15 protein-coding genes are annotated in these 24,525 nt (G+C 67.6%); 14 read left to right on the top strand and 1 reads right to left on the bottom strand.

Translation table 11 applies throughout. From position 1 onward, the window contains the following. The first annotated feature begins 159 nt into the window (after positions 1-159). The 14 genes from ACR9ZH_RS16490 to ACR9ZH_RS16555 all read left to right on the top strand — a co-directional run bounded on the left by ACR9ZH_RS16490 (position 160) and on the right by ACR9ZH_RS16555 (position 24,043). Positions 160-1,605: an aminotransferase class III-fold pyridoxal phosphate-dependent enzyme gene (locus ACR9ZH_RS16490; RefSeq protein ID WP_481291845.1), complete on the top strand. Its 1,446-nt coding sequence runs from the start codon at positions 160-162 to the stop codon at positions 1,603-1,605. Next, complete coding sequence (locus tag ACR9ZH_RS16495) at positions 1,602-7,982, top strand: amino acid adenylation domain-containing protein (protein WP_481291846.1); 6,381 nt, start codon at positions 1,602-1,604, stop codon at positions 7,980-7,982. Before ACR9ZH_RS16490 ends, ACR9ZH_RS16495 begins: the two co-directional genes overlap by 4 nt. 24 nt (positions 7,983-8,006) lie before the next feature. Next, positions 8,007-9,137, top strand: coding sequence for a glycosyltransferase family 2 protein (locus ACR9ZH_RS16500; protein WP_481291847.1), 1,131 nt, complete (start codon positions 8,007-8,009; stop codon positions 9,135-9,137). Then, entirely contained in the window at positions 9,131-10,240 is a 1,110-nt protein-coding gene (locus tag ACR9ZH_RS16505) for a polysaccharide deacetylase family protein (RefSeq protein ID WP_481291848.1), read from the top strand. The genes ACR9ZH_RS16500 and ACR9ZH_RS16505 overlap by 7 nt, the downstream gene beginning before the upstream one ends. Continuing rightward, positions 10,228-11,490 carry an O-antigen ligase family protein gene (locus ACR9ZH_RS16510; RefSeq protein WP_481291849.1) on the top strand — a complete coding sequence of 421 codons (1,263 nt, stop codon included), beginning with the start codon at positions 10,228-10,230 and terminating at the stop codon, positions 11,488-11,490. Before ACR9ZH_RS16505 ends, ACR9ZH_RS16510 begins: the two co-directional genes overlap by 13 nt. Continuing rightward, positions 11,487-12,842, top strand: coding sequence for a phenylacetate--CoA ligase family protein (locus tag ACR9ZH_RS16515; RefSeq protein WP_481291850.1), 1,356 nt, complete (start codon positions 11,487-11,489; stop codon positions 12,840-12,842). Before ACR9ZH_RS16510 ends, ACR9ZH_RS16515 begins: the two co-directional genes overlap by 4 nt. Beyond that, complete coding sequence (locus tag ACR9ZH_RS16520; protein ID WP_481291851.1) at positions 12,839-13,957, top strand: glycosyltransferase; 1,119 nt, start codon at positions 12,839-12,841, stop codon at positions 13,955-13,957. The genes ACR9ZH_RS16515 and ACR9ZH_RS16520 overlap by 4 nt, the downstream gene beginning before the upstream one ends. Continuing rightward, entirely contained in the window at positions 13,954-15,798 is a 1,845-nt protein-coding gene (locus ACR9ZH_RS16525; RefSeq protein WP_481291852.1) for a glycosyltransferase, read from the top strand. Before ACR9ZH_RS16520 ends, ACR9ZH_RS16525 begins: the two co-directional genes overlap by 4 nt. Beyond that, positions 15,795-16,961, top strand: a complete 1,167-nt coding sequence (locus ACR9ZH_RS16530) for a glycosyltransferase family 4 protein (RefSeq protein ID WP_481291853.1) — start codon at positions 15,795-15,797, stop codon at positions 16,959-16,961. Before ACR9ZH_RS16525 ends, ACR9ZH_RS16530 begins: the two co-directional genes overlap by 4 nt. Next, positions 16,958-18,136, top strand: coding sequence for a hypothetical protein (locus ACR9ZH_RS16535; protein ID WP_481291854.1), 1,179 nt, complete (start codon positions 16,958-16,960; stop codon positions 18,134-18,136). Before ACR9ZH_RS16530 ends, ACR9ZH_RS16535 begins: the two co-directional genes overlap by 4 nt. A 116-nt stretch (positions 18,137-18,252) precedes the next feature. Continuing rightward, positions 18,253-18,606, top strand: a complete 354-nt coding sequence (locus ACR9ZH_RS16540; protein WP_481291855.1) for a hypothetical protein — start codon at positions 18,253-18,255, stop codon at positions 18,604-18,606. Between the two features lie 72 nt (positions 18,607-18,678). Then, positions 18,679-19,920 carry a TolC family protein gene (locus ACR9ZH_RS16545; protein WP_481291856.1) on the top strand — a complete coding sequence of 414 codons (1,242 nt, stop codon included), beginning with the start codon at positions 18,679-18,681 and terminating at the stop codon, positions 19,918-19,920. Continuing rightward, positions 19,917-20,948: an efflux RND transporter periplasmic adaptor subunit gene (locus tag ACR9ZH_RS16550; RefSeq protein WP_481291857.1), complete on the top strand. Its 1,032-nt coding sequence runs from the start codon at positions 19,917-19,919 to the stop codon at positions 20,946-20,948. Before ACR9ZH_RS16545 ends, ACR9ZH_RS16550 begins: the two co-directional genes overlap by 4 nt. Continuing rightward, the gene (locus ACR9ZH_RS16555; protein WP_481291858.1) at positions 20,948-24,043 is read left to right on the top strand and encodes an efflux RND transporter permease subunit; all 3,096 of its coding nucleotides are present in this window, start codon (positions 20,948-20,950) and stop codon (positions 24,041-24,043) included. Before ACR9ZH_RS16550 ends, ACR9ZH_RS16555 begins: the two co-directional genes overlap by 1 nt. A gap of 14 nt (positions 24,044-24,057) precedes the next feature. Here ACR9ZH_RS16555 and ACR9ZH_RS16560 read toward each other — a convergent pair. Then, on the bottom strand, positions 24,058-24,525 hold a 468-nt coding region (locus ACR9ZH_RS16560), incomplete at its 5' end, for a methyltransferase, TIGR04325 family (RefSeq protein ID WP_481291859.1).

Here is a 24,525-nt window from a genome sequence, read left to right on the forward strand (position 1 = left end):
AGATGTGTATAAGAGACAGCTCCTACAGAGGGCCAGGACGAAGAAGCCGCGATCGCGCACACCACCTACGACGTCAAGAAGGCCTTCGGCGCCATCGCGCGGATCCACTCCACGAATACCGAACTGAGCGCGCGGCAGCGGGCGCGGCTGGATGCCTTCATGCGCCGCTACATCGAGCGCAGCAAGGCGTCCAAGGCCTATACGGAAGAACACCGTCCGCACCTGGCCGATCCGCGTGTGGTGAACGGCTTCCGCCCGCTGCTGAAGGAAATCGTCTACCAGATCGTGATCGAGCGTTCGAAGGGCTCCAAGGTCTGGGACCTGGACGGCAACATATACGTCGACGCGCTGAACGGCTTCGGCATGAACCTGTTCGGCTGGCAGCCCGACTTCGTGCTCGACACCGTGCGCACCCAGCTCGACGCCGGGTACGAGATCGGCCCGCAGCATCCGCTGGCCGGCGTCGTGGCGAAGCAGGTGTGCGAACTCACCGGCTTCGACCGCGCGGCCTTGTGCAACACCGGCTCCGAGGCCGTCATGGGCTGCGTGCGCGTGGCGCGTACCGTCACCGGCCGCGACACCCTGGTGATCTTCACCGGCTCCTACCATGGCATCTTCGACGAAGTGATCGTGCGCGGCACGAAGAAGCTGAAGTCGGTGCCGGCCGCGCCGGGCATCCTGCGCAACACGGCCGAGAACGTGCTGGTGCTCGACTACGGCACGCCCGAGTCGCTCGCCATCATCCGTGAGCGTGCCTCGTCCATCGCCGCCGTGCTGGTGGAACCGGTGCAGAGCCGCCGGCCAGACTTCCAGCCGGTCGAGTTCCTGCAGGAGCTGCGCGCGATCACCGAGGAATCCGGCTCGCTGCTGATCTTCGATGAAGTGGTCACCGGCTTCCGCTCGCATCCGCGTGGCGCCCAGGCGATGCTCGGCATCGACGCTGACATGGCGTCCTATGGCAAGGTGGTGGGCGGCGGATTCCCGATCGGCGTGATCGCCGGCAAACGGCGCTTCATGGACGCCCTTGACGGTGGCCATTGGCGCTTCGGCGACGATTCCACGCCGACCGTGGGCGTCACGTATTTCGCCGGCACCTTCGTCCGCCACCCGCTGGCCCTGGCCGCGGCGCACGCCGTGCTCAACCACCTCAAGGAACACGGTCCGGAACTACAGGCGTCGCTCAACGCAAAGGTTACCGCGATGTCCGAAGAGATGAACGCGTTCTGTGCGAGCGTGGGCGCGCCGGTGCGGATCGTGCACTTCTCTTCGGTCTGGAAGACGGTGTTCACCGAGGACCACCCGTTGCAGGACCTGCTGTTCGCGATGATGCGCAGCCGCGGCATCCACATCCTCGACAACTTCCCCTGCTTCTTCACCACCGCACACAGCGAGGCGGATTTCGCCGCCATCGTCACCGCCTTCCGCGAGTCCATCCTCGAAATGCAGGAAGCCGAATTCCTGCCGCGCCGCCGCGACACGGCCAACTTCGACGCCGGGCAGCCGCCCGTACCCGGGGCCCGCCTCGGCAAGGATCCCGAAGGCCGTCCCGCGTGGTTCGTTCCCAACCCGGATGCGCCGGGCAAGTACCTGAGGGTTACCGCATGACGCCCAACGAGCTGGCCGCCGCCACAGCGGTCGACTACGATCCGTTCGCCGGTGCGCCGCTGACGCGCCTCGTGCCGACGACGGCAGCCCAACGCGAGGTGTGGCTGGCATCCCGGCTGGAGCCGGAAGCCTCGCTGGCGTACAACGAAGCGGTATCGCTGAACCTCAAGGGCTTGCTCGACGTGCCGGCCCTCGAATGGGCCTTGCAGGCCATCGTGGATCGCCACGAAGCCCTGCGCGCGACGTTCAGCGGCGACGGCGAAGGGCTCTTCGTCGCCGAACACACGACACTGCCGATCGCCTTCCACGACCTCTCGCTGCTCGCACCGTTCGAAAGCGACGCACGCATCCAGGCCGCGTTCTCGCGGATCGTCACCACGCCCTTCGACCTGGAGAACGGACCGCTGGTCCGGGCGGAGCTGTTCCGCCTCTCCTCGGATCGCCACCTCCTGACCATCGCCGCGCACCACATCGTGTGCGACGGCTGGTCGTTCGGCGTGATCGTGCGCGATCTCGCCGCCCTTTACGCGCAACGCATCGGCAAGGGCAACGGCCCGTCGCCGGCGGGCGCGTTCTCGAACTTCGCGTTGGCCGAGGCTGCGCACGCCGGCAGCGAAGCGGCCCGGGAAGACGAAAAGTATTGGCTCGACCGGTTCGCCGGGGCGGTGCCCGTACTCGACCTCCCGGTAGACCGCTCTCGCCCCCGCCGTCGGACGTTCACCTCACGGCGCGAAGACCGCACGCTGGACCCGGTGGAAGTCGCCGCGATCAAGCGCCTGGGCGCGACCCAGGGCGCGAGCTTCTACGCGACCCTGCTGACCGCCTTCGCCGTCCTGCTCCGCCGCATCGCAGGGCAGGACGACGTGGTGATCGGCATCCCCACCGCGGGACAGGCGGCCGCTGGCCTGGACACCCTGGTCGGCCACGCCGTGAACGTACTGCCGCTGCGAGCACGCATCGACGACGGCGCGAGCTTCGCCAACCTGCTCGGCAGCGTGCGCAACGACCTGCTCGACGCCTTCGAGCACCAGCGCTATACGCTGGGCAGCCTGCTCCCCCGCCTCTCGCTCGCGCGCGACCCGTCGCGCCTGCCGCTCGTGGCCGTGCTGTTCAACCTCGACGCGCAACTGGACGAGAGCACGGTGAGCTTCCCCGGCCTGCGCTTCGACGTGGAGGCGGTGCCGCGCGAATACGAGAACTTCGAACTCTTCGTCAACGCCGTGCAGGTGGATGGTGGCTTGCGCCTGGAATGCCAGTACAACGCCGACCTGTTCGAGGGGCCCACGATCCAGGGCTGGCTCGATGCGTACGCCACGCTCCTGCGCCAGGCCGCGCTCGACCCGAACGAAGCCGCCGTGGCGCTGCCGGTCGTCTCCGACGCCGTGTATCGCGAACTGGCCGCGCTGCAACCCGCGCCGACGCCGTTTCCCGAACTGCGTCTCGCCCATGAATTCTTCGAGCAGCAGGTGGACCGGGCGCCCGAACGTGCCGCGGTACGTCATGCCGATCGCTGGCTCACCTATGCCGCGCTCGAATCCCGCGCCAACCGCATCGCCAATGCGCTCCGCGACCGCGGCATCAGCCATGGCGCGCTGGTGGGCCTCTCGCTCGGCCGCGGCATCGACATGGTGGCCGCCGTCCTCGGCGTGCTGAAGTCCGGCGCAGGCTATGTGCCGCTGGACCCTGCGTTCCCGCCGGACCGGCTCGCCTTCATGGCGGAAGATGCCGCACTCGCCGCGCTGATCGTCGACGGCGACACGTCGCTGGCCTTCGATTTCGATCCCGCCCGCGTGCTCGCGCTGAGCAGCGACGAGGTCGCTCATGCGTCCTTCGAGCGGCCGGAGCGCGATCGCCGTGCCGCGACGCCAGACTCCGTGGCGTACGTGATCTTTACCTCGGGTTCCACGGGCCGTCCGAAGGGCGTGCGTGTACCGCATCGCGCCGCGGCGAACTTCCTCACCAGCATGCAACGCGTGCCGGGCATCGCGCCGGACGACCGTCTCGTCGCGGTCACCACGCTCTCGTTCGACATCGCGTTCATGGAACTCATGCTGCCGCTGACCAGCGGCGCGGAGATCGTGGTTGCCGGCCGCGACGACGTGCGTGACGGCGGGCAGCTGCGCCGCCTCATCGAAGACAGCGACGCCACGATGATGCAGGCCACACCGGCAGGCTGGCGCCTGCTCGTGGACGCCGGCTGGCGTGGCCGCCCGGCATTCCGCGCCGTCTCCGGCGGCGAGCCGCTCCCTGTCGACCTGGCCGAAGCGCTGCTCGATCGCTGCGGCGAGGTCTGGAACGGCTACGGCCCCACCGAAACCACGGTGTATTCCACCTACTGGCGCGTGTCGGATCCTCGCGAAGGCATCTACATAGGCCGGCCCATCGCGAACACCACGGTGCACATCCTCGACGAGCGCGGCAACCATTGCCCGCTGGGCGTGCCGGGGGAAATCCATATCGGCGGCGCCGGCGTCACCCTCGGCTACCTCGATCGCCCTGACCTCACCGCCGAGAAGTTCGTGCCCGATCCCTGGTCGGAAACGCCGGACTCGCGGATGTACCGAACGGGCGACCGCGGCCGCTGGCTGAGCAACGGTCTGCTCGAGCACCTCGGCCGCCTCGACTTCCAGGTGAAGGTGCGCGGCTATCGCATCGAGCCCGGCGAGATCGAGAGCGTCCTCGCCGACGCGCCCGACGTCGCGCGTGCCGTGGCTATGGCGCGCGAGGACCGTCCAGGTGACGTCCGCCTGGTGGCCTATGTGGTAGGCCGCGACGGTGCGCAGCCGGCCGAAGACGCGCTGCGTGCCCGCCTGCGCGCCCGCCTGCCCGACTACATGGTTCCGCAGCACATCCTGGTGCTCGACGCGATCCCGCTGCTGCCGAACGGCAAGATCGACCGCAAGTCGCTGCCGCCACCGGTGGCGCACTCGGTGTCTGCGCCGGGCGAGCGCATCGCACCGCGCAGCGAAGACGAACGCCGGGTGGCTGCCGCAATGGAAGCCGTGCTCTGCCTGCCCGACCTCGACGTCCGCGATGATTTCTTCGCGCTCGGCGGCCACTCGCTGCTTGCCGCCCAGCTCACCGCACGGCTCAATCACGAGTTCGGCGTGACGCTTTCCTTCCGCACCCTTTTCGATGCACCGACGATCGAGCAGCTCGCCGCAGCCATCGGCTCGCAGGTGGCGAGTGGCGCCTCGCCGGCGACCGATCCCATCGCGCACCGCTCCGAAACCGAGCAGGACCAGGCGCCGCTGTCGCTGATGCAGCGCCGCCTGTGGGCGCTGGAACGCATGCATCCGGGCCGCGTGACCTACAACGCGCCGTCGGCCCATCGCCTGCGCGGCAAGCTCGACGAGCACGCCTTCGACATGGCCTTCCAGGCCCTGATCCAGCGCCAGCCGATCATGCGCACGGCCTTCCGCGACGTGGGCCACGACATCGTGCAGATCGTCGAGCCGCGCCTCGACTATCCGCTGTTCCCGGCCGAGGACCTGAGCCACCTGCCGCAGGAGGAGCGCGAAGCGCGGCTCATGCAGCGCCTGCAGGAACTCACCGACACGCCGTTCGACCTGGGCAAGGCGCCGCTGTTCAGTGCGCGCATGTTCCGTCTTGCCGAGGACGAGCACGCGCTGTTCTTCATGCCGCACCACATCATCTGGGACGGCTGGTCGTTCGACATCCTCTATAACGAACTGTCGGCGCTTTACCGCGCGTTCGCCGCCGGCCTGCCTTCGCCGCTGGCGCCGCTGCCGGTGACCTATGGCGACTTCGCCGAGTGGCACGCGCACTGGCTCGACTCGTGCGCCTTCCGCGGCCAGCTCGAGTTCTGGCGCGAACGCCTCGCCCAGATGGGCGACGTGCGTGCGCTGCCGACGGATCATCCGCGCCGTCCCGGCATGTCCGGCCTCGGCCGCACCGAATGGATCCGGGTGTCGCGCGAGGACACCGACGCCATGCACGAAGTGGCCCGCCAGGCGGATGCCACGCTCAACATGACCCTGCTCGCGCTCTACTTCGCCATGCTCTCCAGCTCGGCCGGCCAGCGCGACCTGGTGGTGGGTACACCGGTGCGCGGGCGCAACCAGACCGAAGTCGAATCGGTCATGGGCTACTTCAACAACCTGTTGCCGCTGCACGTGAGCGTCGATCCCACGCTCTCGTTCCTGGAGCTCGTGCGTCACGTGAAGCGCATCGCCATCGAGGCCTTCGGGCACCCTGACGTGCCGCTCGAGTACCTGCAGCGCGAACTGCGCGTGGGCCATGGCGCGGGTGCCACGCTCTACCAGGCACTGTTCTCGTTCCAGGACGCGCGCCAGCGCGTGGTGGATTGGGGCGGCCTGGCGCACGAACAGATCCTGCTGTTCCAGAGCGGCGCCACCGAAGACCTCGGTCTCTGGTTCCTCGAGGGTCACCATGGCATGGTCGGCGGCGTCACGTACAACGCGGACCTGCTACAGGCCGATACGGCGCGGCTCATGCGCGAGCGCTACCTCGGCATGATGCACCGGGTTGCCGCCGACCCCGGCGTGGCCGTGGGCGCGCTTACCGCCGCCACGGCCGCCGAACGGGAGCGCATGCACGGCTGGAACGAGACAGCGGCGGACTCCCGCCTGCCCGCCAGCCTGCATGCGATGGTCGCCGCCACCGCGGCCGCGTCTCCGGACGCGGTCGCCGTGGTTCACGGATCCCGTCCCATCGCTTACGCGACGCTGATGCGCCGTGCAACGTGCATGGCGGTGCTGTTGCGTGACCGCGGCGCGATCCGCGGAAGCGTGGTCGGCCTCTGCGTCGATCCGGGTCCGGACCGTCTCGCCGGCTTGATCGCCATCGCGATGAACGGCGGCACGGCGTTGCTGCTCGACCGGGCCGATCCGACGGCGCGCCTGAAGGACATCCTTGCCGACGCGCGGATGACCGTGCTCATCGGCGACGCCGCGCTTGAAGCCACCCTGGACTGGCCGCGTGCCTGCGCGCTATGGCTGGATGCGGACCACGCCGAACTGGATGCCGTCGAGATCGACGACGTGGTCTTCGACGCAGCGGATCCGGAAGCTCCCGCGATCGCGTTCCATACGCTCGGCGCCGACGGCAAGTCGTACGGCGCTTCGCTTTCGCATCGCGCGTTGGCGGGGACCGTCGAAGGTCTGGCCGACGCGCTCGGGGTGCGGGCGGGGGAAAACATTTCCGGGGATGCACTGTCCTCCGATCCGATGTGCGTGGTGGAAGCCCTGCTTGCCCTCGCACACGGGGCGAGCTGGGTTGTCGCCGACAGGGGCAACTCCCACGCGGACGCGATACCTGCGGGAATCGATACATTCATAGCCACGCCCGAGACATGGCAGGCCATGTTCGACGACGGCTGGCAGGGCGATCAGGGCCTGCGGGCCGTGGTCAAGGGCGGTACGCCGAGTCCGGACATGGCTGCGCGGGTTGCCTCGGGCAGCTCGTCGCTGTGGACGCTGTTCGGCGACGCGATGTCCGCGCCCGTCGCCACGTGCGGCCGGATCGACCGGGTGGCGGATGCGCTGCACGAGGGCAAGCCCGTCTCCCACGCCCAGGTATGGATCCTCGACGAAGACGGCGAACCCTGTCCCATCGGCGCCACGGGCCAGGTGGCCGTGGCCGGCGACACGCTCGCCACGCCATTTGGCCAGCGCGCTGGTTTCGAACGCCAGCACGGCGAAGAGCGCGTGCACCGCACCGGCTATCGCGGGCGCTGGCTCCCCGAAGGCCAGCTGCAGGTGCTCGACCGGCCAGACCGGCGCGTGCGCCGCCACGGACTCAGCGTGGAACCGGCCGCGATCGAAGCGCTGCTGCTGACCCAGCCGGGCATCGTGCGTGCGCTCGCGGTAACGCGTACGACCCACGAGGGCCTCACCAATATCGATGCCTACGCGGTCGCGGCGCCCGGCGCCATGGCCGATCCCGATAGCCTGCGCGCAGCGCTGTGCGCGGTGCTCCCGGCATGGTCCATGCCGTCCCACCTCGTCGTCCTCGACGCACTGCCGCTGCTGCCTACCGGCGAACCCGACCTCGCGGCACTGCCGCTCCCGGCCGAGCAGCGGCACGGACATGCGGCGGACAGCACCGAGCCGCGCAGCGAAAGCGAGCGCCTGCTCGCCTCGGTGTGGACAGAGCTGCTTGGCATGTCGCGCGTACGCACCAGCGACAACTTCTTCGACGTGGGCGGGCATTCGCTGCTCGCCGTGGACATGGCCGTCCGCGTGCAGAAACTGACCGGCGTGCAACTCAATCTGTTGGACATCGCCAACGGCACCTTGGGTACGCTCGCCGCCGAACTGGCCATCGCTCCGCCGGCACCGGCACCGTCCGCGACCAAACGCGGGCTGCTGAGTCGTCTGCTCGGGCGTGGCTGATCACCGGCGCCCGGGGGGAACGCCATGACACAGATTGCCTGGTTCGTCTGCTGGACCTCGGCCGCGCTGCTGGTCCATGTCTTCGTCGGCTACCCGCTGCTGATGTGGCTGCTGGCGCGCCTGCGGCCACGGCCCATCGCCAGGCGCGACGTGCTTCCGACGGTGAGCATCGTGCTCGCCGTGCATGATGGCGAACGGCACATCCGCAGCAAGCTCGCCAACCTGCGCCAGCTGGACTATCCGGCGGCGCTGGTCGACATCGTCCTCGTCTGCGACGGCTGTCATGACGCCACCGTCGCCATGGCCCGCCGTTCGACCGATCCACGGCTGACCGTGCTGGACCATCCGAACCGCCGCGGCAAGTCGGCCTGCCTCAACGATGCAGTGGCCCTGACGCGCGGTGAAGTGCTCCTGTTCACCGATGTGCGCCAGCGGCTCTCGCCGATGGCGCTCAAGGAACTGGTCGCCAACCTCGGCGATCCCGAGGTCGGCGCGGTCACCGGCGAACTGCACATGGAGAACGTGCGCAGCGGTTTCGCCCAGGGCGTGGATTTCTATTGGCGCTACGAGAAAGGCATCCGCCATGCGGAGAGCCTGTCGGGTTCCACGATCGGGGTGACCGGCGCGATCTACGCCATGCGCCGTTCCCTGTTCAAGCCGCTGCCCGCGGGCACGGTGCTCGACGACGTGCTCGTGCCCATGCGAGTTGCCGCGCAGGGCAAGCGCGTGGTGTTCGAACCAAAGGCCATGGCCTGGGACCAGCCGTCCCAGCAGCCTGCCGAGGAACGCCGTCGCAAGATCCGCACGCTCGCCGGTAACTACCAGCTCATCCAGCTCGCGCCCTGGCTGCTCCTGCCCTGGTGCAATCCGCTGTGGTTCCGCTTCGTCAGCCACAAGCTGCTGCGCCTGCTGGCACCGTGGCTGATCGTAGCCTTGACGATCAGCAGCGGACTCCTGGCGACGCGGCACCCGATGTATGCGGTGGCGTTCGGAGGCCTCGTCTCGGGCCTGCTGATGGTCGGACTCGCCCGCCTGCAGCCGCCTCTCGGACGCCTGCTGCCGCTCCGTATAGCGGTGGCGTTCTTCTATCTCAACCTCTTCGCCGCGCAGGCACTCCTCGCCTTCGCACGCAACCGCAGGCTCCATCTATGGTGAACTCCACTGTCACGCGCGGCGCGCCCGGCATTCGCGGCCGGCTCGGCGAACTCTGTTATTCGAGCGGCCTGTTGCATTCGCTGCAACGCGTCCGCGCGTGGTGGCAACGCGACCTGCGCATCCTCGCCTATCACCGCGTGATGCCCCTGCCCGATCCGGATGTCTATGAATTCGACCTGGAACTGATCAGCACGCCGCCCGCCGAGTTCCGCGAGCAGATGCTGCGGCTGAAGAAGTACTTCCGGCCCATACGCCTCACCGACGTGGTCGCCGCGCTCGACGCGGGTGAAGCCCTGCCGCCCGATTCGGTGGCGGTCACCTTCGACGACGGCTACGACGACAACTACCGCATCGCCGCGCCGATCCTCGACGAAGTGGGCGTGCCCGCCACGTTCTTCGTGTCCACGGGCCACATCGACAGCGGCCGGCCGTACGCCTACGACTGGCTGGTACACATGATCCTGCTCACGAAGGCGCCGAGGCTGGTACTGCCCGAACTGTCGATCGACGTTGCGCTTCCCGCCGATCGATCGCTGCGCCGTCGTATCGCCGGCAATGTATTGCTGCGCATGAAATGGCTGGATGCCCTCGAGCAGACCGCGATGGTCGAGCGCCTGGAATCGGAGTGGAGCATGCCGTCGGCGAGGGCCCGCCCTGCCGATTGCCGGCCGATGACCTGGGACCAGGCACGCGAGATGGAAGCGGCCGGCCTGGAGTTCGGTTCGCACGGCGAGCACCACCGCATGCTCGCGCGCCTCCCGCAGGACGAGATGGAACGCGAGATCCGAGCTTCGAAGGCCACGCTGGACAGCGAGCTGCGCAATCCGGCGATCCTCATGTCGTACCCGGTCGGCGGCGACCGTGCCTACAACGAAGCGGTGATCGCCGCGACGCGCAGGGCCGGCTTCCAGCTGGCCTGCAGCTACATCTGCGGCACCAATGCGGAGCCCAGCGAGAACCGCTACGCACTCAACCGCCTGCCCGTTGAAAGCAACATGGGTCCAGGCTGGTTCGCCGCCATGCTCGCCCTGCCTCAGTTGATGAGCTATCCCACCGCGCCGCACGAGGCCACCGGTCCGAGGGAACAACCATGTTTCCCCTGATCCTGCTATATGTGGTGCTGACCATCATCCGGCCTCAGGACTATGTGCCGGGGCTGGATACGGTGCCGATCCTCCCGGTGGTGCTGCTTCTGGCATTCGCCGCCTGGGTGGTGTCCAAGGAGAAGACCTTCGAGGCGCCGCAGTTCGTGATCCTGCCCGCGTTCCTGCTCATTCTCATGGTCTCGCAGGTGACCAACGGCTGGGCTGGGGGCGCCGTGGACGAACTGGCCCGCTTCGGACCGGTGGTGATCGCGTTCTTCGTATTCGGGGCGTCCTGCAGCACGCAGAAACGCGTGCAGACGGCCATGGCCGTGTTCGTGGCCTGCGCGGCCGTGCTAGCCCTGCACGGCGTCCAGCAGGCGAAGCTGGGCGTGGGCTGGACGGGCATACCCATCGGCGAAGGCAACCGCATCCAGTACGTCGGCATCTTCAACGATCCCAACGACCTGGGCCTCCTGTTCGCCGCCACGTTCCCGATGGCGGTGTTCCTCGGCCGCCGCGGCGCGGGCGCGCTGCGCCTGGTGTGGCTGGCCGCAGCCGTCCTCCTGCTCTACGGCACCTATCTCACCAATTCGCGAGGCGCGATGCTTGCCGTGCTGATCGTCGCGGGCTGCTATATCTGGTATCGCAAGGGCATCGTCGCCGCGGGCATGCTCGGCATCGCGGGCCTGGCGGCGATGAAGGTGCTTTCGTCGCGCATGGATGAGCTGGACGCCGGCGAGGAATCGGCAGCGGGCCGCGTCGACGCCTGGTACTCCGGCCTGGAGATGTTCCGCGAGAACCCGTTGTTTGGCGTGGGCCCGGGCAACTTTACTGAATACAACGAACTTACCGCGCACAACTCCTTTGTGCTGGTGCTGGCCGAGACCGGCTTCATCGGCTTCGTGCTCTGGCTGGCTTTCGTCAGTTACGGCTTCATGATGATGCTTTCGATCGTGCGCCACCGGCGGCCTGCGGATGCCGACCCGGCCCTGGAAGCGTCATGGGCCACCGAACGGCAGATGGCGCTCGCGCTGCTGCTGTCGCTCTGTGGCATGTTCGCCGCGGCCTTCTTCCTCAGCCGCAGCTATATGGTGGTGCTCTACCTGATTGCCGCCATGGTCGCGGGCTACTACGTCGGCGCGCGCCGGCGCTGGCCGGAACTGCCGATGTTCCGCCTTTCGGAAGGCGGATGGCGCTGGGTCCCCGCGGGGGCATGCAGCATATTCGCCCTGTTCGTCCTCGTCGCCGTCTTGTTGCGAACGACATGAAAGCCTACGAAACCCTGCTGCGCCACGTCCTATGGCCCGCCTACGAAGGCGGCCTGCGCCGTCGCGACACGCCACGTTACATGCGCCGCTACGAGCGCGACCAGTGGCTGGGATCCGAAGCAATCCAGGCACTGCAGTTCGAGCGCCTGAAGCGCCTGCTCGACTGGTGCTATCGCGAAGTGCCCTACTACCGGCGCCGGTGGGACGCCGCAGGAATCCTGCCGCGCGACATCCGCAGCATGGACGACTACGCGATGCTCCCGGTCCTCACCAAGGCCGACATCCGCGAGCATGCGGACGAGCTCAAGGCCGCCTCGCTGAAGGATTCGTTGGCCTACAAGGCCACCGGCGGTTCCACCGGCGAACCGCTGCGCTTCGGCTATACCCGCGAGAGCAATGATCGTCGCGTGGCCGTGATGTGGCGCGGCTACGGCTGGGCAGGTTCGCGCATGGGCCGTCGTACCCTGTTCCTCTGGGGCGGCCCGGTGGGCGCGCCCAGCAAGGCACACCAGATGAAGGACCGCGTCTACAATGTCGTGTTCGCGCGCAAGCTGCTGGACAGCTTCCACATGAGTGAAGGCAACATCGCCGGCTACGCCGACGCGATCGATGCCTACCGGCCGGAGATCATCGTCAGTTATGTCGGCCCGCTGGTCCGGCTGGCGGAGTGGCTGCTGGAACACGGCCGCCAGGTGTCCAGGCCGGTGGCGATCATCGGCGCGGCAGAGGCACTGCATCCGTTCCAGCGCGAGATCGTCGAACGCGCCTTCGGCGCGCCGGCGTACAACACCTATGGCTGTCGCGAATTCATGCTGATCGCCTCGGAATGCGAGCATCGCGAGGGCCTGCACGTGAACGCGGACCACCTCGTGGTGGAAACGCTGGACAGCGGGGGCAACCCGGTACACACCGGCAGCGGCGAGGTGGCGATCACCGACCTGTTCAACTATGGCATGCCCTTCATCCGCTACGTGAATGGCGACATGGCGACGCACTCCTCCGCGCGGTGTTCCTGTGGGCGCGGGCTGCCGATGCTGGCGTCCGTGGACGGGCGCAAGCTCGACGCGATCCGCACGCCCGCCGGGCACATCCTTCCCGGCGAGTTCTTTCCGCACATGCTGAAGGACGTGCCTGGCCTGACCCGCTTCCAGCTCGTGCAGCGAAGCCTGGAGCGTCTCGACCTGTCGATCGTGCGCGGCCGCGACTTCGAGGACGCATCGCTCGAGTACATCCGCCGCGAGGTGGCCAAGGTGCTCGGCGACAGCGCTGAACTGCATTGCCATTTCGTCGACGACATCCCGCTCACCCGCAGCGGCAAGTTGCGTGTCACCGTTTCGGAGCTGGTTTCGTGAACATCACCCACTTCGTCGAAAACCTGAACCGGGGTGGCCTGGAGCGCATGGTGCTCGACCTGGTCAAGGAGCAGCATCGCCAGGGCCACAAGGTCCAGGTGGTGTGCCTGTTCGAGCGTGGCTCGCTCGCATGGGAGCTGGACGCGCTCGGCATCCCCGTCTCGGCCTGCAACAAGCGCAAGGGCTTCGACCTGCGCGCGCTCGGCCGCGCCCGTGAACTGATCGCGCGTCACTACACCGAGGTACTGCACACGCATAATGCCGTGGCGCATTACCAGGCCGTGCTCGCGAGCGCCGGCATGGGCATCCGCCAGGTGGTGAACACGCGTCACGGCATGGGTGCGCAGCGCAAGCCCGGGCGGCGCGAATGGCTGTTCCGTCGCGCGCTGGCCGCCACGGACGCGGTGGTGGCCGTGTGCGAAGCGGCGCGCAGCGATGCGGTGCAGCGAGGCATCGCGCCGGCGAAGAAGACCTGCGTCGTGCCGAACGGCATCGTGCTGGACGGCTTCGACGTGGCCTCGGACGCCATGCACGAGCGCCTCACGCGGTTGATCCGCGTGCCACCCGGCACGCGCATCATCGGCACCGTCGGACGGCTCAACTGGGCGAAGGACCAGGCCGGACTCATCCGTGCTTTCCGCATCGTGCGCCATGCCCGTCCCGACACCGCGCTGGTACTGGTCGGCGACGGCGAGCTGCGCGAGACGCTGCGCGCCTGCGCCTTCGATGAAGGCGTGGCAGGATGCGTGCACTTCCTCGGCGACCGCGACGACGTACGCGAGCTGCTCCAGGGCTTCGACCTGTTCGCCTTGTCCTCGGTGACCGAAGGCTATTCCATGGCGCTGCTGGAGGCCTGTGCGGCGGGCCTGCCCATCGTCGCCACCGATGTGGGCGGCAACGCGGAGATCGTGCGCGACGAAGCGACCGGCCGGCTGGTGCCGCCCTGCGATCCCCCGGCGCTTGCCAAGGCGATCCTTGAACTGCTGCATGCCTCCCACCGGGCGGCGAGGCTCGGCCTCGCGGCCCGGGCCTGGGTGGAAACCAACGGCTCCATGCAAGCCATGGCGGCGCGCTATGGCCAGCTCTATTTCGGCGACCTGGAAGCCGCGTCGTGAAGATCCTCGTCGTCACGAACCTGTTCCCGACGCCTTGGGACCCTCGCCGCGGCACCTTCAACCGGCAGCAGTTCCAGCGTCTGGGCGAACGCCACGAGGTCGACGTGCTCACTGCCGTGGATTTCCGCGAGCGCATGGGCGGCCCGAAGGGCGATGCGCAGGTGGCCGGGGTCAAGCGGAGCTACTTCACCTTCTACCACCCGCCCGGCATCGGCCGCTTCCTCAATGCGTTCTGCTTCTTCGCCTGCATGATGTGGCAATGCGGCCGCGAACTGCGCCGCGCCCGCTACGACGTGATGCTGGCTAGCTGGGCCTACCCGGACGCCTCGGGTGCCGCATGGGTCGCTCGCCTGCTCGGCATCCCCTATGTGGTCAAGGTGCACGGCAGCGACCTCAACGTGCAGGCCGAGTCGCGCCTGCGCCGGCCGCAGATCCGCGCCGCCCTGCGCGGCGCGGCCGGCGTCGTCGCCGTCAGCCAGGCGCTGGCCCGCAAGACCATCGCCCTCGGCGCGCGGGTGGACGGCGTGGAAGCGATCTATAACGGCGTCGATACCCGCCTGTTCCACCGCGGCGACCGGATCGCCGCCCGGCAGCGCCTCGGCCTGCCGCCGGAGGTGCCCATCGTCCTCTACGTGGGCAACCTCAAGGCTACCAAGGGCTGCCACGACCTCATCGAGGCCTTCCCGGCGTTGCTGGAACGCCACCACGACGCACGCCTGGTCTATGTCGGGGACGGTGCGAGCCGCGCGAACCTCGAAGACCGCGCGGCGTCGCTTTGCTGCTCCACTGTCGTACGCTTCGCCGGTGCCGTCGACCATGCCGCCCTGGCCGACTGGTTCCGCGCGGCAAACGTGCTATGCCTTCCGAGCCATAACGAAGGCGTGCCGAACGTGGTATTGGAAGCCATGGCCTGCGGGACTCCCATTGTCGCCACCACCGTCGGTGGCATTCCCGAGGTCGTTCCCGGCCACGCGGGCATCCTCGTGCCGCCGCACCAGCCGCACGAACTGGGTGCGGCACTGGTGGAAGCCTTCGAACGCCACTTCGACCCCTCCGCCATCGCCGCCCACGCCGCCACCTTCCGCTGGGACGAAAACATCGATCGCCTCGAGCGCATGCTTGAGGGAGCTGCGGCAGGCCCTGTGGGAGCTTTCCCACAGACTGCCACCCCAACCGGATCGACCAGGCCACATCCCGAACACATGAAGCTGAAACTGAAAAAACACGACCTGCTGGGCCTGCTGCCGGAACACCTCGTCCTCACCCGGACGCGGGACGCCGACCTGCGCTACCTGAGCTTCGACGACGGTCCGGAACCCGGGCACACGCCCCGGCTGCTCGATACGCTGGCAAAGCACGGCGTGAAGGCCAGCTTCTTCCTCGTGGGCGAGAAGATCGAACGACACCCGGACATCGTGAAGCGGATGGTCGACGAGGGCCACATGATCGGCAACCACTCGTACAGCCACTGGTCGTTCCGCAACATGGACCTTGCCAGGCAACTCGACGAGGTGTATCGCACCGACGCCCTGCTGAAGGTGTTCGACGACCGGCCGCACCATCGCATGCGTCCGCCGCACGGATACGTCGGCGCGCAGCTCCTGGCCCACTTCGCCAAGCGGCGGCGCAGCTTCGTGTACTGGTCGTACGACAGCCTGGATTACCAGGACCGTCCGATCGAAGCCCTGATCGACCGCCTGCGCAACGACCCGCCCGCCGCCGGCGACATCGTGCTCATGCACGACGACAGCGACAAGGCAGCCGATGCGCTGGACGTGCTCCTTCCGGAGTGGCTCTCGCAGGGCATGCGCTTCGCCGCGCTGCCGGGAAGCGCGGCATGAGGATCCTCTACCACCACCGTACGCGCGGCCGCCACGTCGAAGGTGTGCATATCCGCGGCATCGTGGGGGCGCTCCGCGAGCTCGGCCACGACGTGGCCGTGATGTCGTTCCCTGGCGCGGACCCCGAGCACGAAACGGCCGCGGCGGCATCCGCCGGCAAGGGCTGGCTGGCCAGCCTCGTCACGAAGCTGCCGGGCATCGTCTTCGAGCTTCTCGAACTGCTCTACAACCTGGTGACGCTCGTGCGCATGGGCCGCGCCTGGCGCACGGCACCGCCCCAGCTGGTGTACGAGCGCTACTCGCTGTTCCTGTTCGCCACGATATGGCTGGCCCGGCGGCGCGGTATCCCGCTGGTTCTCGAGATCAACGATTCGGCCCTGGTCGAACGCGTGCGCCCGCTCGCCATGCGCGGGCTGGCGCGGCGCATCGAACGCTGGTGCTTCAGGCAGGCGACGGGGCTGGTGTTCATCTCCACCTATTTTCGCGACATCGCGGTGAAGGCCTATGACGAGATCGCCCCCTCGGTGATCTCACCCAACGCCGTGGACCTGCCGCGCTTCGATCCGGCACGCTTCGATCGCGAGCAGCTGCGGGCCGAGCGCGGCCTCAGCGGCCGCATCGTCTGCGGCCATATCGGCGTGTTCGCCGAATGGCACGGCGTGGACGGTTTCGTCGAAGCCATCGCGCACCGGCTGGAAAGCGTGCCGGAACTTGCCCTGGTCTTCGTGGGCGATGGCAAAACCTTGCCGGCGGTGCGCGAACTGATCATGGCCCGCGGCCTTTCCGATCGCGTGCTCCTGCCCGGCCGCGTGCCTCACGACGAGGTGGCGAGCTGGATCGCCTGCATGGACTATGCCGTGCTGCCGAATTCCAACCACTACGGCTCGCCCATGAAACTGTTCGAGTTCATGGGCATGGGTGTGCCGGTGGTGGCACCCGATTACGCGCCGGTCGCGGAGGTGATCGCGGACGGACGCACGGGCTGGCTGTTCCCCCGGGGGGACGCCACGGCCTGCGTCGAACGCGTCCTCGAGCTGGCCAGGCGTGCGGATGAACGCAGGCGCGTGGGTGACGCCGCGCGAGACTACATCGCCAGCGAGCGGCAATGGCGCAACAACGCCGAGCAGCTGCTTACCCTGGTGCCGGACGGAGTTCCTTCGTGATCGCCATCGCCTTGCTGGTTTTCGTGCTGGTTGCCGCGGCGCTCGTCACCGTGGCGATCCGCGCACGCAACATGCAGTACTGGTTGTGGGGTTATCTGACCCGGCGCAAGCCGCCGAGGGGCCAGGGCCCGGTACACGTGCTGTTCTGCTTCGTGGACCACTTCGAGCCCAACTGGGGCCGGGTGGACATGGCGACCCAGCGCCGCCGCGTGGACCGCTGGTGCGGCGAATACCGCGCCATGGCCTCGCGCCATCGCGACGCGGACGGACGTGTGCCGCAGCACAGCTTCTTCTACCCGGAAGAAGAGTACGTCGAGGAGCACCTGGACAAGCTCGCCGCGCTCTGCGCGGAAGGTTATGGCGAGATCGAGATCCACCTGCACCACGACAACGATACGGCAGAGAACTTCGTCGCCACGATGGATCGTTTCAACCGGCTGCTGCACGAGAAGCACGGCGCCCTGCCGCGCGATCCCGCCACCGGCCAGCTGCGCTTCGCCTTCATCCACGGCAACTGGTGCCTGGACAATTCACGCGCCGACGGCCGCTGGTGCGGTATCAACAATGAGCTGGTCCTGCTGCGGGAACTCGGCTGCTATGCGGACTTCACCCTCCCTTCGGCGCCCAGCGACACGCAGACGCGGATCTCGAACGCGATCTACTACGCCACGGACGATCCGCAGCGCTGCAAATCGCACGACACCGGTGTGCCGATGCGCGTGGGCGGCGAGCCCGTGGGCGACCTGCTGATCATCCAGGGGCCCCTGGGCCTCAACTGGAAGGACCGCCGCTTCGGCATTGTGCCGCGCATCGAGAACGCCGACGTACGGAAGGGCTGCCCACCGTCGCGCAACCGCGTGGACCAGTGGGTGCGCACGGGCATCCATGTCGAGGGCCGTCCGGAATGGGTGTTCGTGAAGGTGCACACGCACGGCACGCAGGAGCGCGACATGGACACGCTGCTCGGGCAACCCATCGACGACATGCACGACTATCTCGAGTCCGCGTACAACGATGGCCGCGAATACGTGCTGCACTATGTGACAGCCCGCGAGATGTACAACATCGCGAAGGCAGCCGAGGCGGGCATGACCGGCGATCCGGGGCGCTACCGTGACTTCGAACTGCCCAAACCGGGAAAAATCTCAAAGGCCCGGAGGGCCGAGGCCGTGTAGGAGCGTGCCGCGCGCGCGACCGCCTTTCGCGCCGGTTCCCACATTCACGCGCCAACTCCAAGGCCCGGCCTCAAAAGATGTCGCGCGCGCGGCGCGCTCCTACTAGTATCCAGCGGATGTCAGGTCACCCGTCCCGCCTCTTCGCCCGTCTCCGCCGCCATCGCGGCGTGTGGGTGCTTGCGCTGGCGGTGCTGCTGTTCAAGGTGGCGATGTCGACCTTCTGCGTACTGGATGGCCCGCGCGTCGCGTTCGGGGGCGACACGGCCGGTACCGTCGCCGTCGAGGACGACGATTACTGCGTGCTCGGCGAGGCGAGCGGTTGCCACTGCACCTGCGCCCACGCGGTCGCCCTGCCCTCGGTCGCCGCCACCGTTCCCGTTGCCGTCACCATCCTTCCTCCGGACGTCGCGCTGATCGACCCGCTGTCGCCAGCCTTCCTCCGTTCGCCGCTCCGCCCACCGATCGCCTGAAGCCGAACGCTCCGGCCAACGACCGTCCCGAACGGTCGTACCGCTCCGTATTCGATTTCCAGGAGATCCACCATGCTTTTCCTGCGTACCGCGCCCTGGGGCGCCGCGGGCGTGCTGTTTGCCGCCTGCGCCTCGGCAACGTCACCTCCCGACCTGCGAACGGCCCTTCATGCGTTGTGGGACAAAAGCCCGCAAGTTCAGGCCGCGGATGCGCGCCTGCGGGCCGCGCACGAACGTTCCAGGTCCGCGGCACAACCGGTCTATAACCCTTCCCTCCAGCTCGATGGCGAAAACGCCGACGTCGATCGCCGCACGGTCGGCGCGAGCCTTACGCTCGACGTCTTCGGCAAGCGCGAGGCTCGCGTGGCCGAAAGCGACGCCGAACTGCGCGCGCGGGAAGCCCTTTACGCCCTGGAGCGCCGCGATGTCGCACTCGACTGGCTGAAGGCCTGGGTCGGCGTCGTGCTTTCGCGCGAGCAGCGCATGCTGGGCCGCCGCCGCCTTGAACTCATGCACCGGTTCGACACCCTGGCCGCGCAGCGGCTCGCGGTGGGCGATATCAGCAGTCCCGAACGGGACCTGGCAGGGCTGGCATTCGGCGAAGCCCGGATCCAGCAAGCTGAGCTCGAGGCCCGGGAGGCCGACGCCCTGGCGGCGCTCGCCGCGCTCGGCGGCGACGCGGAAAGCGTCCTTCCTGCACTGCCGCCGGAACTGCCGCCTATGCGAAGCCTGCCGCTCGCCGTTCGCGTGGATGAACGCCCCGAGGTGATCGCGGCGCAGGCCGAACAGAATCGTGCCGAGGCGGCGATCGCGGTCGCCGACCGCAGCCGCCGGCCCGACCCGACCGTGAGCCTCACCGGCGGACGCGTGCGTAGCGGTCCACGGACGGATCGTGTGTTGGGCGTCAGCGTGTCGATCCCCTTGCCGGTGTTGAACACGGGCGGCTACGAGGTCGGCGCCGCGCGCGCGGAAGCGGACGCGGCCTTCGCATCGCGGCGCGCCGCCACGCTTCGCTCGGACGCGCGGTTGATGCAGGCGCGTACCACCTACGAAGCCATGCGTACGGCCAGCGAAGGTTTCCGGCAAGGACGTGCCGGTGCCTTCGACGACCGCGCGGAGGTTCTCGACCGGCTCTGGCAGGCTGGGGAAATCGGAACCTCCGATTACCTCGTGCAGTTGAAGCAGAGTCTCGATACGGCCCTCTCCGGCATCGCGCTCGAATCCCAGACCTGGCACGCGTGGTTCGACTATCTCGCCGCCGCCGGCCGCCTGACCGAATGGATCGACACCCCCCAAAAGGATTTCTCGCCATGATGCGCTCCGCCGTTTTCCTCCTGTTCCTGTTCATCGCCTTGCCGGCGTTCGCCCTCGACGAGGGCATCACCGAGAGCATCGCAAGCCTGCGTACGCTCTCCGAGCAGGTGCGTGCGCCCGGCGAAGTGAAGATGGATGCCTACGCCACGGCCCTCGTATCGCCACGGATCGCCTCACAGGTCGTCTCGCGCAAGGCGAAGCTCGGCGATGTCGTGAAGGCCGGGCAGCCCTTGGTCGTGTTGTCCAGCGTGGAGGTGGCGGAAGTCCAGGGTCAGTTGATCGTCGCCAGCCAGGACTGGGCGCGCGTGGCCTCGCTGGGGCCGCAAGCCGTCTCCGCACGCCGCTACAACGAGGCGCTGGTGCAGCGCGACCAGGCCCGCGCCAAGCTCAGGGCGTATGGCCTTTCCGAAGGGCAGATCGCCAGCCTGGTAAAACGAGGCTCGTCCGCCGCCGACGGCAGCTTCGAATTGCTGGCCCCGCAGGCTGGACGGGTGACGACCGACGACTTCGTCGTCGGCGAGCACATTGAGCCGGGCCGCGCACTGTTCACCCTTGCGGCGGAGTCGTCGGTCTGGGTCGAAGCACGCATGGCGCCGGGCCCGGCCGAGCAGGTGCGCGAGGGCGCGGCCGTCACCGTGCTCGCGCATGGCAGCGAGCTCGAAGGGCGGGTCATCCAGCGATCTCACCAGATCGATGAGAAGACGCGCACGGTGAACCTGCGCATCCGCGTCCCCAACGAGCGGGACCTGCTCCACCCGGGCGAGCTGGTGGAATGCCGAATCACGGTCCGTTCGCAGATACGGCAACTCGCCGTGCCAGCCGAGGCCGTAGTGCTCTTGCAAAACCAGCCCACCGTCTTCGTCCGCGGCAAGGCCGGCGAGTTCGAGCCCGTGCCCGTTGAAGTCGGGGATACGCGCGACGGCTGGACTGCGATCAGGCACGGCCTGGCTCCCGGCATGCCGTACGTGAGCCAGGGAGCTTTCACTCTGAAGGCCCGGATTCTCCGCTCGCAGCTGGGAGAAGAATGATGTTCGAACGCCTCGTCGCCCTCTCGCTCAAGTACAAGCTGCTGGTGCTCATCGCGTTCCTGGTCGTCGCCGGGTTCGGCTATCGCGCCGTTCGCACGTTGCCCATCGATGCCTTCCCGGACGTCACCCCCGTGCAGGTCAACGTCTACACCGAGGCCGCGGGGCTTGCCTCGGAGGATGTCGAGCAACTGCTCACCATGCCGATCGAATCGGCGCTGGCCGGTCTGCCCAAAGTGCAGGAGATCCGTTCGGTCAGCCTGTTCGGCCTGTCCTACGTGTCGGTCTATTTCGAGGACGACATGGACATCTATTTCGCGAGGCAACTGCTGAACGAACGCCTGCAGCAGGTGGGCGACCGCTTGCCGGAAGGCTACGGAAAGCCAGAGATGGGGCCCAACACCTCGGGCCTCGGCCAGGTGTTCTGGTACACAGTGGAGCGCTCCGGCGACAGCCGGGATAGCGCACCGTCCGACATGGACCTGAGAACGCTGCAGGACTGGACGATCAGGCTGATCCTTCGTACGGCGCCAGGTGTCGATGATGTCACCTCTTGGGGTGGCCAGCAGAAGCAGTACCAGGTGCGCGTGGACCCGATGCGGCTGATTGCCCACGGTCTCGGCTTCAAGGACGTCATCCAGGCGCTGCAGGCAAACAACGCGCAGGTCGGGGGCAACTTCATCGACGTGGGGCGCGAGCAGTACCTGGTGCGTGGGTTGGGCTTGGTGAAGAACAGCGAAGACATCGGGAATATCGTGCTGAAAAGCGAGGATGGCACGCCCGTCTACGTGCGCGACGTGGCGGAGGTCGTCGAAGCGGGTGCGCCGCGCACCGGCGCCGTGACGCGGGACGGCAAGGAAGTCGTGCTCGGCCAGGCCCTCGCACGGATCGGAGAAAATGCCAGGAACGTGGTCGACGGCGTGAAGGCGCGACTGGAAACGGTGAAGCAGGCCCTGCCCGGCCGGCTGGTGGTGAAGCCGGTCTACGAGCGCACCGACCTCGTCGACGCGGCAGTCGGTACTGCCATGCGCGCACTGATCGAAGGCTCGATCCTGGTGGCCCTGGTCCTGTTTCTGTTCCTCGGCGAACTGCGCAGCGCGCTCGTCGTCGTGATCGCGCTCCCGCTGGCCATGCTGATCGCCTTCATCTGCATGGAACAGGCGGACATCTCGGCCAACCTGATGTCCCTGGCCGGTCTTGCGATCGGTATCGGCATGATGGTGGATGGCGCCGTGGTGCTGGTGGAGAACGCGTATCGCATCATGGCCGAACGGAAGGCACGCGGGGAAACGGTGGACAGGACGGCCGCCGTGCTCGCCGCCGCGCGCGAGGTCGCCTCGCCCATCGCCTTCGCCATCCTGATCATCATCGTCGTCTTCCTGCCGCTGTTCAGCCTGGAGGGACTGGAAGGAAAGCTGTTCAAGCCGATGGCGTTCAACATCGCCTTCGCCATGACCGGGTCCCTGTTGCTTTCGCTGACGCTGATTCCCGTGCTCGCCGCGACGGTCCTGAAGCCGGGCGAGGAGAAGGACACGCGCCTCGTCGCGTACCTGAAGCGGGCCTACGCGCGCATGCTCGGCTGGTCGCTGGCCCATCGCAAGGCAGTGATCGCCATGGCAGCGGCCTGCCTTGCCGGCGCCCTCGCCCTGTTTCCTTTCCTGGGCAAGGAGTTCATGCCCAACCTGCGCGAAGGCGCGATCATGTGGCGCATCACCTCCATTCCATCCGCATCCCTCGACGAATCGATCGCGATCTCCCGGCAGGTGGCCGAACGGATCAAGGCGAGGTTCCCGGAAGTCGAAACGACCCTCGCCATGATCGGCCGGGCCGAGAAGGGTGAAACCGCCGACGTCAACTACATGGAGGTATACACGCCGCTGAAGCCGAAGACGCAGTGGCGGGACGGCCAGACGCTCGAAGGCATCGAGGAAGCCATGCAGGAGGAGCTTGCCGGACTGCTGCCGACGGCCGTGGTCAGCTATACCCAGCCTATCCAGATGCGCATCGAAGAACTCATCTCCGGCGTCCGCGCCACGCTCGCGCTGAAACTCTACGGCGAGGACCTGGCGCAACTCGACCGGCTGAGCACCCGGATCAAGGATGTTCTTGCCGGCATCCCGGGCGTGGCCGACCTTTCCCTCGAAGCCAATCTCGGCAAGCCGCAGATCCGCATCGAGGTGGACCGCGTCGCCCTCGCCCGCTACGACCTCACCGCGGAGGACGTCCTTACCGTCGTGCGCAACGGCGTGGGAGGCGAACCCGTCGGTACCGTGCTCGATGGAGTGAAACGCTTCGACCTCACGGTTCGTCTCGACGACGCGAGCAAGGCCTCGGTGCAGGACGTGGAACGGATCCCGCTGGGTACGCCTTCGGGTGCCCTGGTCCAGTTGAGCCAGGTCGCGAAAGTGAGCACGGCGGAAGGCTACTCGTTCATCCGCCGCGAACAGCTTCAACGTTATGCCGTGATCCAGATGGATGTGCGCGGCCGCGACATCGACGGTTTCGTCCAGGACGCCAACGCCGCCATCGTCCGGGAAGTGAGCCTGCCCACCGGCTACTACACCGAATGGGGCGGCGCCTTCGAGAACCAGCAGCGTGCCCTCGCCCGCCTCGCCGTCATCGTTCCTGTCACCATCCTTTTCATCTTCATCCTGCTCTACACCGCCTTCAACTCGGCGCGTTATGCGGCCCTGATCCTCGCCAACGTCCCGTTCGCGACTATCGGTGGCGTCGTGGGCCTGTTCGTCACCGGGCAATACCTGTCGGTGCCCTCGGCCATCGGTTTCATCGCCGTGTTCGGCGTAGCCATGCTCAACGGCATCGTGCTGGTCAGCTTCCTCGACCAGCAGAGGCGCGCGGGACACGATGTTCGCGAAGCGGTATTGAGGGGCACGGCTCTGCGCCTGCGTCCGGTCCTCATGACGGCGAGCGTGGCCATTCTCGGTCTCGTCCCGATGCTTCTTTCAAGCGGCGTGGGAGCCGAGACCCAGCGCCCGCTGGCAACGGTCGTGGTCGGCGGACTGGTCTCGTCCACCCTTCTGACGCTGTTGCTGCTTCCCGTCGTCTACGACTGGATGGAAAGACGGAAGCACCCGTGATGATGGAGTCGTCGCTATCCGGCGTAGCGAAATGCAAAGCCGTAGTAGCGGTCGAGAGAAAGCTCCGGATGGAACGGGACCATGCAGGAGCGCTGCTGGTTCTCCCAGCGATCCTGCAGCTCGTAACCCAGCGAAGAGAGACCGCCGAGGAACTCGCGCTCGGCGGTCACCCGGTAGGGACAGCATGCCGTGCCGATGTTCTGTACCGTGAAATACGACTCCCTCATATGCACCGGCACGGAATTGAGCAAGAGGAACCGCGGCTTCGGCTGCATGCCGGCCAGGGCCTCGGCCAGCGAATAGCGCAGGTACTGGAGCGAGCCGGCCGCGAAGAGCACGTCGGTGCCGGCAGCTTCCGAGACCTCACCGGCGAAACGCAGCCGCCGCGCAGGGTCGTGCTCCGTAGCCCAGCGCTCTCCCGCGGCGTTGACCGCCGGGACGTCCATCACCGTCCACCTCAGCCCCTGCGGGTAGGTCAGGAG

This window comes from Luteibacter sp. SVR4-7G (assembly GCF_056755555.1).

What these genes read in the sequence shown, in the direction of transcription:
- ACR9ZH_RS16490 (WP_481291845.1), top strand. Translation starts at nt 160, where the DNA reads ATGCGCCGCTACATCGAGCGCAGCAAGGCGTCCAAGGCCTATACGGAA.
- ACR9ZH_RS16495 (WP_481291846.1), top strand. Translation starts at nt 1,602, where the DNA reads ATGACGCCCAACGAGCTGGCCGCCGCCACAGCGGTCGACTACGATCCG.
- ACR9ZH_RS16500 (WP_481291847.1), top strand. Translation starts at nt 8,007, where the DNA reads ATGACACAGATTGCCTGGTTCGTCTGCTGGACCTCGGCCGCGCTGCTG.
- ACR9ZH_RS16505 (WP_481291848.1), top strand. Translation starts at nt 9,131, where the DNA reads ATGGTGAACTCCACTGTCACGCGCGGCGCGCCCGGCATTCGCGGCCGG.
- ACR9ZH_RS16510 (WP_481291849.1), top strand. Translation starts at nt 10,228, where the DNA reads ATGTTTCCCCTGATCCTGCTATATGTGGTGCTGACCATCATCCGGCCT.
- ACR9ZH_RS16515 (WP_481291850.1), top strand. Translation starts at nt 11,487, where the DNA reads ATGAAAGCCTACGAAACCCTGCTGCGCCACGTCCTATGGCCCGCCTAC.
- ACR9ZH_RS16530 (WP_481291853.1), top strand. Translation starts at nt 15,795, where the DNA reads ATGAGGATCCTCTACCACCACCGTACGCGCGGCCGCCACGTCGAAGGT.
- ACR9ZH_RS16540 (WP_481291855.1), top strand. Translation starts at nt 18,253, where the DNA reads ATGTCAGGTCACCCGTCCCGCCTCTTCGCCCGTCTCCGCCGCCATCGC.
- ACR9ZH_RS16545 (WP_481291856.1), top strand. Translation starts at nt 18,679, where the DNA reads ATGCTTTTCCTGCGTACCGCGCCCTGGGGCGCCGCGGGCGTGCTGTTT.
- ACR9ZH_RS16550 (WP_481291857.1), top strand. Translation starts at nt 19,917, where the DNA reads ATGATGCGCTCCGCCGTTTTCCTCCTGTTCCTGTTCATCGCCTTGCCG.
- ACR9ZH_RS16555 (WP_481291858.1), top strand. Translation starts at nt 20,948, where the DNA reads ATGTTCGAACGCCTCGTCGCCCTCTCGCTCAAGTACAAGCTGCTGGTG.